9 protein-coding genes are annotated in these 14,103 nt (G+C 72.7%); all 9 read left to right on the top strand.

Annotated features, from left to right (window positions below; translation table 11 throughout):
• On the top strand, positions 1-837 hold an 837-nt coding region (locus ACWDVB_RS33070), incomplete at its 5' end, for a phosphopantetheine-binding protein (protein ID WP_451518306.1).
• Positions 834-8,360, top strand: a complete 7,527-nt coding sequence (locus ACWDVB_RS33065; RefSeq protein WP_451518307.1) for an amino acid adenylation domain-containing protein — start codon at positions 834-836, stop codon at positions 8,358-8,360. The genes ACWDVB_RS33070 and ACWDVB_RS33065, both read left to right, overlap by 4 nt.
• A 41-nt stretch (positions 8,361-8,401) precedes the next feature.
• Complete coding sequence (locus ACWDVB_RS33060) at positions 8,402-8,608, top strand: MbtH family protein (RefSeq protein WP_451518308.1); 207 nt, start codon at positions 8,402-8,404, stop codon at positions 8,606-8,608.
• A gap of 1 nt (position 8,609) precedes the next feature.
• A complete protein-coding gene (locus tag ACWDVB_RS33055) occupies positions 8,610-9,581 on the top strand; it encodes an ATP-binding cassette domain-containing protein (RefSeq protein WP_451518309.1) in 972 nt (323 codons plus the stop codon).
• Positions 9,578-10,570: an ABC transporter permease gene (locus ACWDVB_RS33050; RefSeq protein ID WP_451518310.1), complete on the top strand. Its 993-nt coding sequence runs from the start codon at positions 9,578-9,580 to the stop codon at positions 10,568-10,570. The genes ACWDVB_RS33055 and ACWDVB_RS33050 overlap by 4 nt, the downstream gene beginning before the upstream one ends.
• Positions 10,571-10,671: 101 nt before the next feature.
• Positions 10,672-10,923, top strand: coding sequence for an acyl carrier protein (locus tag ACWDVB_RS33045; protein ID WP_451518311.1), 252 nt, complete (start codon positions 10,672-10,674; stop codon positions 10,921-10,923).
• Positions 10,924-10,979: 56 nt separating this feature from the next.
• A complete protein-coding gene (locus ACWDVB_RS33040) occupies positions 10,980-12,254 on the top strand; it encodes a beta-ketoacyl-[acyl-carrier-protein] synthase family protein (RefSeq protein WP_451518312.1) in 1,275 nt (424 codons plus the stop codon).
• Complete coding sequence (locus ACWDVB_RS33035; protein WP_451518313.1) at positions 12,251-13,375, top strand: beta-ketoacyl synthase N-terminal-like domain-containing protein; 1,125 nt, start codon at positions 12,251-12,253, stop codon at positions 13,373-13,375. Before ACWDVB_RS33040 ends, ACWDVB_RS33035 begins: the two co-directional genes overlap by 4 nt.
• A complete protein-coding gene (gene fabG, locus ACWDVB_RS33030) occupies positions 13,372-14,100 on the top strand; it encodes a 3-oxoacyl-[acyl-carrier-protein] reductase (protein ID WP_451518314.1) in 729 nt (242 codons plus the stop codon). Before ACWDVB_RS33035 ends, fabG begins: the two co-directional genes overlap by 4 nt.
• Positions 14,101-14,103 lie beyond the last annotated feature (3 nt).

Raw genomic sequence — 14,103 nt, 5'->3', positions numbered from 1 at the left:
GGCGTTCCCGGTGAGCTGTACGTCGGTGGAGCCGGCGTCGGCCGCGGATACCTCGCAGACCCCGGACGCACCGCAGGCACCTTCATGGCCGACCCGTTCGCAGGACCGGGCACACGCATGTACCGCACCGGCGACCGCGTCATCCAGCGCCCCGACGGACAGCTGGAGTTCATCGAACGCCGCGACCACCAGGTCAAGATCCGCGGCCGCCGCGTCGAACTGGGCGAGATCGAAGCCGTCCTCCGGGGACTCGACGGGATCACGGACGCCGCCGTCGCCGTGCTGCCGGACGCCTCCGGCAACCCCCGGCTCGTCGGCTATCTGTCCGGCGCGGGGACCACCCCCGACCCCGAGCGCGTACAGCTTGAGCTGGCCGGGCTGCTGCCCGCGTACATGATCCCCGCGTCCTGGCTCGTCCTGGAGGCCATGCCGCTCACCCCCAACGGCAAGCTCGACCGCAAGGCCCTGCCCAAACCCGATCACGTGGACGAGGCGGAGCGGCGCGGCCCGCGCGACGAGCGCGAGAGCGTCCTCTGCGCCGTCTTCAGCGAGGTGCTGGGCCTGCCGACCGTCGGTATCGACGAGGACTTCTTCATGCTCGGTGGCGACAGCATCCGCTCCATCCAGGTCGTCAGCCGCGCCCGCAAGGCCGGACTCACCCTGACCACCCGCGACGTCTTCACCTACAAGACCGTCGCCGCCCTCGCCCGCACCGCGGCCGCGCAGGACCAGGACGGGCCGCCCGCGCCCGCCGCGGACCCGGAGAGCAGCCTCATCGCCCTCTCCGACGAGGAACTCGCCGATCTGGAACTAGAGCTGAGTGAGGATCTGTCGTGACCGCCCCCAAGACCGGGTCGAAGATCAGCGAGGTGCTGCCGCTCTCGCCGCTGCAGCAGGGACTGCTCTTCCTGTCCTCGTACGACCAAGCGGAAGCGGACCTCTACACGCTCCAGTTCGTCGCGGACATCGACGGGGACGGCGAGGAGATCGGCGGTCGCCTCCGCACCGCCTCGGCCGCTCTGCTGCGGCGGCACCCGAACCTACGCGCCTGCTTCCGCAACCGCAGGAGCGGCGAACCCGTCCAGGTCGTCCTCAAGGAAGAGGGCGTGGAACCGGACTGGCAGGTCCGGGATCTGACCCGGCTCCCCGAAGCCGGGCGCGCCGACGAGGCGCGGCGGATCGCACACGAGGACCGGCTGCGCCGGTTCGACCCGGCACGGCCGCCCCTGATGAGGTTCACGCTGATCCGGCTCGGTGAGCGGCACCACCGGCTGCTGTGGTCCGTGCACCACATCCTCATGGACGGCTGGTCCTTCCCGCTCGCCGTACGCGAACTGATGGTCCTCAGCCAGGAGGGCGGCGGTGCGGAGCTGCCCGCGCCGCTGCCCTACCGTTCCTACCTGACCTGGCTGAAGAGCCGCGATCAGGCCGCGGCGCGGACGGCGTGGGCGGAGCTGCTCGACGGCCTCGACGGCCCCGTGCGCGCCCTGCCCCACGCGGAACCCACGTCCGGACTGCCCGTCACCGCACGCCACGCCCTCTCCCCGGAGCGGACGGCGGCGCTCACCGGATGGGCGCGCGGACACGGCCTGACCCTCAACTCCGTGGTCCAGGGCTGCTGGGCGCTGCTCCTGGGACGGCTCACCGGACGCCAGGACGTCGTCTTCGGCGCCGTCACCTCCGGCCGCCCCGCCGAAGTGCCGGGCGTCGAGTCGATGATCGGGCTCTTCGCCAACACGCTGCCCGTACGCGCCGACATCCGACCCGGCCTGCGGGCGAGCGAGCTGTTCCAGGCACTGGCCCGGCAGCAGATCGCGATGATGCCGCACGAGCACCTGCCGCTCGCCGAGGTGCAGGCCGCCTCCGGCGTCCAGGGTGAAATCTTCGACACCGTGCTGGCCTTCCAGAACTATCCGCTGGACGAGGAGAGCCTGCGCCGGGAGTCCGCGGGGGCGGTGAGCGGGGCCCAGGTGCACTCGGCCACGCACTATCCGCTGAGCCTCACCGTGTTCCCCGGTGAACGTCTGGAGCTTCAGCTCTCCTACAAGGCTTCGGGGGAGGCGCCGGGCGGGGCGGAGGAAGCCCGGCGTCTCCTCGACCGTCTCGCCCGCATCCTCGGCGAGGTCGCCGACGACCCGGACGCCCTCCTCGCGCACCTCGGCACACTGGAGTCCGCCGAGCGGCACCGCATCCTCACCGAGTGGAGCGGCGGCGCCCCGGACACCTCGGTGACGCCCCCGACGCCTGCTCGCCGTACGACCATCCCCGCGCTCTTCGCCGAGCAGGCCGCACGTACGCCCGAGGCCGTCGCGGTCACCGTGCCCGCACCCGGTCCCGGACCCGGCCCCGGACCCACAGCCGGGGAGCGCGGCACCGCTCTCACCTACCGCGACCTCGACGCCCGCGCCAACCGGCTCGCGCACCTCCTCGTCCGGCGGGGTGCGGGGCCCGAGACGCTGGTGGCGGTCGCGCTGCCGCGCGGCGCGGACCTGATCGTCGCGGTGCTCGCCGTACTCAAGGCGGGCGCCGCCTATCTGCCCCTCGAACCCGGCCACCCGGCCGACCGCATCGCCTACACGCTGCGCGACGCGCGCCCCGCGCTCCTGCTGACCGCCGACGCACAGCTGCCCGGGACGCCGGACGGGCCTGCCGTGGAGCGCGTCGACCTCGGCGCCGAGCAGACGCGGGCCGAGCTGGCCGCCTGCCCGGACACCGACCCGTGCGCCGCCGTCGGCCCCGAGCATCCCGCGTACGTCATCTACACCTCCGGTTCCACCGGCCGCCCCAAGGGCGTGGTGGTGCCCCACCAGAACGTCGTCCGTCTCCTCGACTCCACCGACCCGCGCTTCGGCTTCGGGCCCGACGACGTATGGACCCTCTTCCACTCCATCGCCTTCGACTTCACGGTGTGGGAGCTGTGGGGCGCGCTGCTGCGCGGCGGGCGACTGGTCGTCGTGCCGTACGACGTGTCGCGCTCGCCCGACGCGTTCCTCGACCTGCTCGCCGACGAACGGGTCACCGTCCTCAACCAGACGCCCTCCGCCTTCTACCAGCTGATGCGCGCCGACGCCGACGCGCGGCCGCCCCGCGATCTCGCGCTGCGGCGCGTGGTGTTCGGCGGCGAAGCGCTCGACGTGGGCAGGCTCACCGACTGGTACGCACGCCACGGCGACCACCGCGACCATGACGCCGGGGGCCCGCTCCTCGTCAACATGTACGGGATCACCGAGACCACGGTGCACGTCTCCCACCACGAGCTGGACGCGGCGTCGGCTGCCGAAGGCGGCGCCAGTGTGATCGGGCGCGGCATCCCGGATCTGCGGGTGTACGTCCTCGACGGCGCGCTGCAACCCGTACCGGCGGGCGTTCCCGGCGAGCTGTATGTCGCGGGGCCCGGCCTGGCACGCGGCTATCTGGGCCGCCCCGACCTGACGGCGGCACGCTTTGTGGCCTGCCCGTTCGGGCCCGCGGGCGCCCGTATGTACCGCACCGGTGACCTGGGGCGGTGGCGGCCCGACGGCACCCTCGACTACCTGGGGCGCGCCGACGAGCAGGTCCAGCTGCGGGGCTTCCGCATCGAGCCGGGCGAGATCGCGACGGTCGTCGGCGGCCATCCGCGGGTCGCCGAGGCCGCCGTGCTGGCCCGCGAGGACCGGCCGGGCGACCAGCGTCTCGTCGCGTACGTGGTGGTGGGCGACGCGGCGGCGGACGGCACGGCGCTCGCCGCCGAGCTGAGGGAGTACGCCGGTGAGCGACTGCCCGACTACATGGTTCCGGCGGCGTTCGTCCCGCTGGCCTCGCTGCCCCTGACCGCCAACGGCAAGCTCGACCGGCGCGCGCTGCCCGCCCCCGAGTACGCCACGTCGGCACGCGCCCCGCGCACCCGCGAGGAGGAAGTGCTCTGCGGAGTCTTCGCCGAGGTGCTCGGGCTCGAACGCGTCGGCGTCGACGACGACTTCTTCGCACTCGGCGGCCACTCGCTGCTCGCCACGCGCATCGTCAACCGGGTCCGCGCCGAACTCGGCACCGAGCTCCAGGTGCGGGACCTGTTCGAGGCCCCGTCCGTGGCACGGCTCGCCGCCCGGCTGCCCGGCGCGGAGCGCGGCAGGGCCCCGCTCGTCGCGGGACCACGCCCGGCACGACTCCCGCTGTCGTACGCGCAGCAACGCCTCTGGTTCATCGAACACCTCGGCGCGCCCGGCGGGCTCTACAACATCCCGCTGGCGGTGAGGCTTTCGGGAAACCTGGACGTGGCGTCCCTGGAGGCGTCACTGCACGACGTCGTGACACGCCACGAGGCGCTCCGCACGGTCTTCCCTCTGCGCCCTGAGGCGACGGACGCTACTGCCGCGACTGCGGCTGGCCCCACGGGCACCGCAGACCCCACATCACGTACCCCCAAGACCACCGGCGCCAGACGCTCCCCCGGCACTGGCGCCGGTACCGCGGGCGGCGTCGGCCCGGCCGAGCAGCTGGTGCTCCGGCCGGGCGACGCCCCCGTGCCCCTGCCGGTGACCGTCACGACCGAGGCGGAGCTGCCCGCCGCGCTCGCCGCCGAGGCCGCCCTCGGCTTCGACCTGGCGACGGAGATCCCGGTGCGGGCACGCCTCTTCGCGCTCGGCCCCGACGAGCACGTCCTGCTCCTGGTCCTGCACCACATCGCCGGCGACTGGTGGTCCCTCGCCCCGCTCACCCGCGATCTGACCGAGTCCTACGAAGCACGGCGCGCCGGTCGCGCGCCCGCCCTGCCGCCGCTCCCCGTGCAGTACGCCGACTACGCCCTGTGGCAACGGCAGCTGCTCGGTGACGAGAGCGACCCGGACAGCGAACTGTCCCGCCAACTCGCCTACTGGACGAAGACGCTGGACGGGCTGCCGGAAGAACTGCCGCTGCCCTTCGACTTCGCGCGCGCCACGCGGACCAGCCACCGCGGCGGCACCGTGCGGGCCGCTGTCCCCGACGCGCTCGGACGCGACCTGCGGACGCTGGCGGCGCAGTGGGGCGTAAGCGTGTTCATGGTGCTGCAGGCCTCACTCGCTGCGCTGCTCACCCGGCTCGGCGCAGGCACCGACATTCCGCTCGGCAGCCCCGTGGCGGGCCGCACGGACGAGCGCCTCGACGACGTCGTCGGCATGTTCGTGAACACGCTGGTCCTGCGCACCGACACCTCGGGCGACCCGGGCCTGCGCGAACTCGTCGAACGGGTCAAGGAGTACGACCTGGCCGCCTATCGGCACCAGGACGTGCCGTTCGAGAAGCTGGTGGAGGCGGTCAACCCCGAGCGGTCGATGTCCCGGCACCCCCTGTTCCAGGTCATGCTCGGCCACCAGGAGGCGGCGGACACCACGGCTGCGCGGACCCACGCGGACGCGGGCCCGGAGCTCTCGGTGCGGCAGGAGCAGATGCCGGGCGGCACAGCCAAGTGGGACCTGTTCCTCCAGTTCACCGAGGAACCGGAACCGCGCGACGCGCACCGCGGGGCACCCGCCTCCGGCGACGCGCATCCCCGGAGCCTCGCGCTGACCGTCGAGTACAGCGCCGACCTCTTCGAGGCCGCGACGGCCCGCCGGATCACCGACGCCTATCTGCGGCTGCTGGCCGCCGCGCTCGCCGAGCCCGAGCGGCCGCTGTCCCGCCTCGACATCCTCGACCCGCGGGAGCACACGGAGCTCCTGGCCCGCGGCACCCACCACGTCGGCACCCCCCGGACCACGGTCACGGACCTGGTGGCCCGCCGGGTCGCCGCCGCGCCGGACGCGGTCGCGCTGATCCACGCGGAGCCCGGCGCCCCCGACCGGCTCACGCGCACCACTTACGCCGAACTGGACGCCGCCGCCAACCGGTTGGCGCACCTCCTGACCGACCGGGGCACCCGCCACGGCGACCTCGTGGCGCTCTGCCTGGAGCGCGGCCCGGCCACGGTGACCGCGGTCCTGGCGATCGCCAAGACGGGCGCGGCCTATCTGCCCATCGACCCCTCCCACCCGAACGAGCGGGTGCGCGACATCCTGGCGGACAGCGGCGCCCGCCTCCTGCTGACCCAGGAGCCCCTGGCGGACCGCCTCGCGGGAGCCGTCGACACGTCCGACAGCGCCCCCGTGGAGACCCTGGTCCTGGACGCGCCCGGCACCCGGGACCTCCTCACCGGGCAGCCCCATACCGATGCGCCTGCCGTACGGATCGACCCCGACGACCTGCTCTACGTCATCTATACCTCCGGCTCCACCGGCAAGCCCAAGGGCGTCGCCGTCTCCCACCGGGCCGCCGCGCGTCTGGTGTGCGGGCTGCCCGAGCTGCGGATCACCCGGGACGACACCTTCCTGTACTTCGCACCGGTCGCCTTCGACGCGTCCACCTTCGAGATCTGGGGGCCGCTCACCCACGGCGCGCGCCTGGCGATCTGCCCGCCGGGGCCCGCGGACCCCGAAGCCCTTCAGGCGTTCCTCGGCCGGGCGGAGGTCACGGTCGCCTTCCTCACCACCCAGTTCGTCAACACCGTCGCCGACACGCGGCCCCGCGCCCTCGCCCCCCTGCGGGCGCTGCTCACCGGCGGCGAGGCGCACTCCAAGGACCACATCGAACGGCTGCGGGCCGCACTGCCGGACACGGACGTCTTCAACGTGTACGGGCCGACGGAGACCACCACCTTCGCCACCAGCCAGGACACGGCCCAGGCCGCCGACGGGGCCACCCTCCCGATCGGACTGCCCATCGGGGACACCTCCGCGTACGTCCTGGACGACGCGCTGCGCCCGGTCCCGCGCGGGGTGGTCGGCGAGCTGTACCTGGCGGGCGAAGGGCTCGCCCGCGGCTACCTCAACCGGCCGGGCCTGACCGCCGAACGGTTCGTGGCCTGCCCGTTCGGCGCGCCGGGCGCCCGCATGTACCGCACCGGCGACCTGGTCCGCTGGGACGGCCGCGGACGCATCGACTACGTCGCCCGCGCGGACCAGCAGGTGAAGATCCGGGGCTACCGCATCGAGCCCGGGGAGATCGAGCGCGTACTGGTCTCCCATCCCGCCGTGGCGCGCGCCGCCGTCCTGGCCCCCGCCGGACGCGACGGCCGGCGCCACCTCGTCGCCTATGTCGTGCCCGCGGCAGGCGACGACCACCCTGAACCGGCCGACCTGCGACGGCACTTGGCGCTCCGACTGCCCGGCTACATGGTTCCCGGCAGCTGGGTCCCCATGACCGAACTGCCGCTGACCAGCAACGGCAAGCTCGACGTCAAGTCCCTGCCGGCCGCGCCCGCCCGCCCCGCCACGGCGGACCTCGAACGCACCCCGCGTCCGCCCCGTACCGAGCGGGAACGGCTCCTGTGCCGGGCCGTCCAGGACGTCCTCGACGCCGGCCCCGTCGGCCCCGACGACGGCTTCTTCGCCCTCGGCGGGGACAGCCTGAAGGCGATCAGGCTGGTCAACAGCGCCGCCCGCGCCGGACTGCGGATCAGCCTCGCCGCGGTCTTCGAGCACCGCACCGTCGCGGAGCTGGCCGCGAGCGCGGACACCACGGGCGGCGAACTCGACCTGCTCGGACCCGTCCTGACGATCCGCCCCACCGGCAGCAGGCCCCCGCTGTTCTGCGTGCACGGCGGCCTCGGCTTCGGCATCCCGTTCACGGCGCTCGCCGAGCACCTGGACCCGGAGCAGCCCGTCCACGCGCTCCAGGCGCGCGGAATCGCCGAGGCGGGCCCGCTGCCCAAGGACCTCCGGGACGTCGCCGACGACTACCTGGACCGGGTCACGAGCATCCAGCCCACGGGCCCGTACCACCTGCTCGGCTGGTCCTACGGCGGCGTCGTCGCCCATGAGATGGCCGTCCGGCTCCGCGAGCGCGGCGAGGAAGTGGCGTACCTGGCGAACCTGGACGCCTTTCCGGACGACGCGCGCGGAGTCCGCCCGACCGACGAGGAGTTCCTCGCCGACTTCCTGGCGGAGGCCGGTGCCGACACGGCGGTACCCGGCCCGCTCACCCCGCAGAGCGTCGCCGCGCACCTCGCGCGCGGCGGCGGTCCGCTCGCCGAGCTGGGCCAGGACACCCTGGAGCGCCTGTTGAGGGTCATGCGCAACAACCTGGAGCTGTTCCAGGGGTTCACCCCAGGCCGGTTCGACGGCTGCGCCATGACGCTCTTCCTCGCGACCGGCGCCGACAGCGATGACCACGGCGGCCTCGCCCCCGAGGAGCGCACGCTCAAGGTCAAGAGCTGGGAACCGCACCTGGACCGCGGCATCGACGCGTACGACGTGGACTGCGGCCACCAGCAGATGCTGCGGCCCGCTCCGGCGGCGGCCATCGGACGCACCGTCGAGCGCCGCCTCGCCGCCCTGGCGGCAGCGCGGACCGCGGCCCCGCTCACCTGACGTATCAGCACTCAGCACCATCAGAGATCTGGAGAACAGTCATGGCCAACCCCTTTGACAGCGAAGACGGTACGTTCCTCGTCCTCGTCAACGACGAGGGTCAGTACTCACTGTGGCCTTCCTTCGCGGCGGTGCCCGACGGCTGGCGAGTGGAGCTCCAGGCGAGCGACCGCGCCACGGCCGTCGCCCACGTGGAGAGCAACTGGACGGACATGCGTCCGCTCAGCCTGCAGCGACAGGCGGGCTGAAGTGGCCGCGTCCGACATCGCGATCCTCGCCGAGGGGCTGCGCAAGGAGTACCGCACCCACACCGCGCTGCACGGCATCGACCTCTCGGTGCCGGCCGGCACCGTGCTCGGCGTACTCGGCCCCAACGGCGCGGGCAAGACGACCACGGTCCGGGTCCTGGCCACCCTGGTCACGCCGTCCGGCGGCCGGGCCACCGTTGCCGGACACGACGTGGTGACCCAGAGCAAGGAGGTCCGGCGGCGCATCGGCCTCGCCGGGCAGTACGCGGCCGTCGACGAACTCCTCACCGGCCGCGAGAACATGGTCCTGCTGGCCAAGCTGCTGCGGTTCGGGCGGCGCGGCGCGGCCCGCCGCGCCGTCGAACTGCTCGACCGGTTCGAGCTGACCGAGGCCGCCGACCGCCCCGTGAGCACCTACTCGGGCGGTATGCGCCGCCGCCTCGACCTGGCCACCTGCGTCATCGGCGAGCCGGAGGTCCTGTTCCTCGACGAGCCCACCACGGGCCTCGACCCCACCAGCAGGAACGTCCTGTGGGAAGTGGTGCGCGACCTGGTCGCCGGCGGGGTGACCATCCTGCTCACCACCCAGTACCTGGAGGAGGCGGACGAGCTGGCCGACCGGATCGCCGTGATCGACGCCGGACGGGTCATCGCCGAGGGCACCCCCGAGTCCCTCAAGCGCCAGGTCGGCAGCGACCGCCTGGAGGTGACCGTGGCCCGCCCGGAGAGCCTGGACGACGCGGTCGCCGCGCTCGCCGGTCTCGGCGGCGCCCAGCCTCCGGTCGTCGACGCGGCCACGTCGCGGGTGTCGGTGCAGCTCGGCGAGGGCGTCCTCGACGACGTGGCGCGTGCCGCCGCGGCCCTGCGCGACAAGGGCGTGCACACCATCGACTTCGAACTGCGCAGGCCCACGCTCGACGACGTGTTCTTCGACCTCACCGGCGCGGGACAGCGGAAGGAGGCCCGGCGATGACGCAGCCGACCAAGACCACCACAGCCAACACGACCACCAAGGTCACCAAGGTCACCACGGCCACCACGGCCACCACGGCCACCACGGCCACCACGGCACCGGATACCGGCCCCGAGCCCGCCGCCACGGCCCGGTCCGCCACCGCCCGTCGGCCCGGCAGCGCTCCCGTACGGCCCGCGGAGAACAGGGGCGCCCTGCTCGGCTACCTCGGTGACTCGCTCACCCTGGCCGGACGCCACCTGACGCATCTGCGCCGTTCCCCCGGCCGCCTCGTGCTCGTCACGATGAACCCGCTGGTGATGCTGATCGCCGTCGGCTACATCTTCCGCAACGCCATGGACGTCCCCGGCGGCATCGCGTACGAGGACTTCATCATGGCGGGCATCGCCATCCAGGTCGGCCTGACCAGCGTGGGCCCCACGGCCATCGGAGTCGCGCTCGACCTGCAGCACGGCCTGGTGGACCGGTTCCGCTCGCTGCCGATCGCGCCCAGCTCGGTCCTCATCGGCCGCACCCTCTCCGACCTGGTCGTCGGCGCGTTCAGCCTGACGGTGGTGTCGCTGGTCGGCCTGGGCGTCGGCTGGCGGCCGCACGAGGGCTTCCTGCGCACCGCCGCCGGATTCGGCGTACTGCTCGCCTTCATCTACACCATGCTGTGGGTCGGAATTCTGCTCGGCACCACACAGAAGAACGTCGAGGCCATCGACGGGACGGGCGCGCTCGTCCTGGTCGTCTTCAGCTTCCTTTCCAATGCGTACGTCGGTGTGAGCGGCCTGCCGGGATGGCTGCGCCCGGTCGCCGAATGGAACCCGGTCACCTCCGTCATCACCACCTGCCGAAGGCTGTGGGGCAATGACCCGGCGGGCGCCTCCGGTGGCGGATTCCCGGCCCACCACCCCGGCCTCGTCACCGCCATCACCCTGTCGGTTCTCCTGGTCATCGCGGTCACCGGCAGTGTGCGCGGCTTCCGCAAGGCCGTCGGCAACTGACCGGGAACCACCGTCATCGAACGGTCAGTTGGACGTCATCGGCGCTGACTAAATTCTCATTGCGAAGCAATTCAAAAACACTCTAAAACGGAGGAAAGAACGTGACGACGGTTGCGCCGGAGAGACTCTCACGGATCAGGGAAATCATCGCCGAGAACATCGAAGTGGATGTCGAAGGAATCTCGGACACGACCCTTTTCATCGATGAGCTCGGTGCCGACTCGCTGAAACTCATCGACGTTCTCAGCGCCCTGGAGATGGAGTACTCCATCGACATCGACATGAACGAGCTGCCCAAGATGGTGAACGTGGAGGCCACGTACCAGGTGACCGCCGAGGCCGCCGGCTGGTGAGCGGGACGGGGGTCCGGGTCCCCGTCCCTCAGGCATCCCACTGCTTAAGGAGTTCCATGTCCACCGCACAGTCACCGGCAGCGTCCCAGGCCCCCGCGCCGACGGACCGCCGAAGGGTCGTCCTCACCGGCATGGGGGCGATCTCCAGCATCGGCACGGGGGTCGGGGAGTACACGGAGGGTCTGCGGACCGGCCGCTCCGGCGCACGGCCGATCACCCGCTTCGACACCGAGGGGTTCGGCCAGAACGTCGCCTGCGAGGTCCCCGACTTCGAGCCGGAGCGCTGGATCCGCAACGTACCGCTCGACGACATGGGCCGCGCCGGGCAGTTCGCGGTCGCCGCCGCGCGGATGGCCGTGGACGACGCGGGGCTCACCGAGGCCGACCTGGGCGAGCGGCAGGCCGTCATCAGCGTCGGCACGACCGACGGCGAGTCGCACGACATCGCCGTACTCCTGGAGCAGGAGCTGGCCGCGGGCGACCCCGAGGCGATGGACCCGGTCCTGTCCCGCCGTATCAACGCGGGCCGCCTGACCACCGCGATCGCCCGCGAACTGCGGATGCCGAACGTGGAGCCCACGACCATCACCACGGCCTGCGCGGCGGGCAACTACTCCATCGGCTACGGCCTGGACTCCATCCGCTCCGGCGATGTCGACATCGCGCTGTGCGGCGGTGCCGACGCCGTGTGCCGCAAGGCGTTCGCCCTCTTCAAGAGGTTCGGCGCGCTCACCCCGGACGTGGTGCGGCCCTTCGACAAGGACCGGCAGGGCATCCTCACCGGTGAGGGCGCGGGCATCCTCGTACTGGAGAGCCTGGAGTCGGCGCTCGCGCGCGGCGCGCACATCTACGCCGAGGTCCTCGGCTACGGCCTCAGCTGCGACGCCAACCACCCCACCGCGCCGGACCGCGACGGCATCGCGCGCGGCATCCGCCTCGCCCTCGACGACGCCGGGGTCGAGCAGGAGGAGATCGACTTCATCTCCGCGCACGGCACCGGCACCAAGGCCAACGACCGCACGGAGTCGGCCGCCATCGTCGACGTGTACGGCGACAAGGCGCCGCGCACCGTCGCCGTGAAGTCGATGCTCGGCCACTCGATGGGGGCGGCCAGCGCGCTCGGCGCGATCGCCTGCGGGCTCGCCATCGAGCACGGGTTCATCCCGCCCACCATCAACCACCGGGAGACCGACCCGGAGTGCCCGCTCGACGTCGTGCCCAACCAGGCCGTCGACGCGGACGTACGGATCGTGCAGAACAACTCCAGCGCCTTCGCCGGCAACAACGCCATCCTGATTCTCGGCACGTACGGGGAGCGAGTCCGACCATGAGTACCGCAGCAGCCACCCCGGCGGCCCCGTTGCCGCCGCAGACGCTTGTCATCACCGGATGGTCGGCCGTGTCACCGCACGGCCTGGGCCGCGAGGAGTTCGCCGCGGGTGTGCGCGGCGGCGCGAAGACGGCCGTACGGGCGGACCCGGAGCTGGGCCCGCTGCCGTCGCCCGATGTGTGCACGGTGCCGGGCTTCGACATCCAGGGCCTGCTGGGCAAGAAGGGCACGGCCAAGATGGACCGGCTCACCGCCCTGACCCTGGTCGCCTCCGACGGTCTGCTCCTGGACGGCGAGGGCAACAAGGCGGTGCGGACCGACGACACCACCGGCGTCGTCCTCGGCATCACCATGGGCAGCCTGGAGAACGTCACGAACTTCCTGCGCCAGTCGTACACCCAGGCGCGCCCCTTCCACGTCGACGCGGGCCGCATCCCCTTCGGCAGCCTCAACCACGCCGCCGGGGCCACCGCGATCCGCCACGGCCTCAAGGGCCCCAACACCACGGTCGCGGGCGGCCGCGCCAGCGGGCTCCTCGCCCTCAACTACGCGCGCCGCCTGATGAGCCAGGGCCGCGCCACGAAGTACCTGGTGGGCTCCGCCGAGGAGTTCTCCGCCGCCCACGCCTGGTACGAGCACACCGCCGCGCCGGGCGAGCCCGCGCCGCTGCTCGGCGAGGGCTGCGGCCTCTTCCTCGTCGAGCACGCCGGGACCGCCGAACGCCCGGCGCTGGCCGCGGTGCTGAGCGTCGAGACCCGCGTCGACATCGACGACGACCCGTACGCGGCCGTCACCGCCTGCGCCCGCCGCGCCCTGGACCGCGCCGGAGTCGGCGCCGACGAGGTGTGGGCGGCCGTCCCCTGTGCGGCGCCCTCCGCCGCCGGACGGGCCGAGCACGAGGCGCTCACCGCGCTGCTGCCCGCCGCCGCGCTGTCCCGCGTGCCGTCGATGGAACTGCTCGGTGACACCAGCGCCGCGTCGGCGTCCTTCCAGATCGGCGCGGTGCTCGCCGTCGCCGAGACCGACCCGGACTCCCGGGGGCGGATCGCCCTGGTGTCGGCGGTCGACCAGGACGGCGCCGTGGCCTGTGCCGTGCTGCGACTGATGGGGGAGAACGCGTGATCGCGCTGGTCAGCGGCGGTTCCCGGGGCATCGGCAAGGCGATCGTGCTGCGCCTGGCCCAGGACGGGTACGACGTCGCCTTCTGCTACCGGTCCAACGAGGACGCCGCCGAACAACTCACCAAGGAGGCCGCCGAGTTCGGTACGCGCGTTGTGGGGACGCGCTGCGACGTGTCGGACGCCGCCGACGTACGCGACTGGTACACGCGGACCGAGCGCGAACTCGGCCGCGTCGACGCCGTCGTCACCTCGGCGGGCATCACCAGGGACCGGCCCGTGCTCCTGATGCCCGAGGACGACTGGAACCAGGTCCTGCGCACCAACCTGGACGGCGTCTACCACGTGTGCCGCGCCGCCGCCTTCTCGATGAGCAAGCGCAAGGCGGGCACCATCGTCAACCTGTCCTCCGTGTCCGGCATCTACGGCAACATGGGGCAGGCCAACTACGCCGCCTCCAAGGCCGGGATCATCGGCTTCACCAAGTCCCTCGCCAAGGAGTGCGGGCCGCGCGGCGTGCGCGCCAACGTGGTCGCGCCGGGCCTCATCGACACCGACATGGTCCGTGACATGACCGAGGCGGCGGTGGCCCGGCAGCTGAAGAACGTGGCGCTCGGCCGCTTCGGCCGCCCCGAAGAGGTGGCCGACCTGGTGTCCTTCCTGGTGTCCGACCGCGCCGCGTACATCACGGGGTCGGTCTTCGAGATCCACGGCGGCGGCACCTTCTGATGG

This window comes from Streptomyces sp. NPDC003379 (assembly GCF_053589195.1).
The sequence above is the reverse complement of the archived record's forward strand: the minus strand, read 5'-3'. Positions and strand labels throughout refer to the sequence as shown.